Origin of the sequence: Phytoactinopolyspora endophytica (assembly GCF_004138495.1) — a bacterium.
Classification (GTDB): domain Bacteria; phylum Actinomycetota; class Actinomycetes; order Jiangellales; family Jiangellaceae; genus Phytoactinopolyspora; species Phytoactinopolyspora endophytica.
Genome location: NZ_ML142854.1, coordinates 319,148 through 319,710, shown reverse-complemented (window position 1 = coordinate 319,710; position 563 = coordinate 319,148). Strand labels below are relative to the sequence as shown.

Here is a 563-nt window from a genome sequence, read left to right as displayed (position 1 = left end):
TACCTTCATTTACCGCCACGGCCCGCTATTTTCCGGCCGCTGTTGCACGCGGACTGCACGCGCTCGCCGACTCATTGGCGACAAGGCCTGAGTTGACGCACGCTGAGTATGTGACGAAGAAGGAGCGACTCCTCGTCGATGAACTCGGCGACGAGCAAGTCGACGAGTTGCTCGAACACGCCTCGAAGCTGGCCGAGGAAAGGCCCCGGCGACGCAAGGAACCATCGTGGTTCGGCGCGATCCGCTCCGGTCGTGGTGACCTCTCCGAGCGGCACGAAGAGATGCTGAAGTCCGAGCTAGGCCGCTCCGCCTGAGCCTCGAAGACATGTGATCATCGTAGACACAGGGGTGCAGGTAACGAACGGCCAGCGAACGTTCGACCATGGCCTCGCTATAAATTTAACTCGCGAGGCGTTCACGCGCCGATCTTGTCGGACAGCGGTCCCATGCGGGCAGGAGCATCCCGGCGAGCAAGCGTTCAAACAGTGCGCCGGGCCCACGACTCATATCGCACGTGCACCCGGTCGCCGCTCGGGTGATCAATCGATGAACCGGGCGGTTGT

At 62.2% G+C, this 563-nt stretch carries 1 protein-coding gene; it reads left to right on the top strand.

The genetic code is table 11. From position 1 onward, the window contains the following. Window positions 1–314: hypothetical protein (locus tag ELR45_RS37850; protein ID WP_205856593.1), on the top strand; the 314-nt coding region annotated here is incomplete at its 5' end. Between the last annotated feature and the right edge of the window lie 249 nt (window positions 315–563).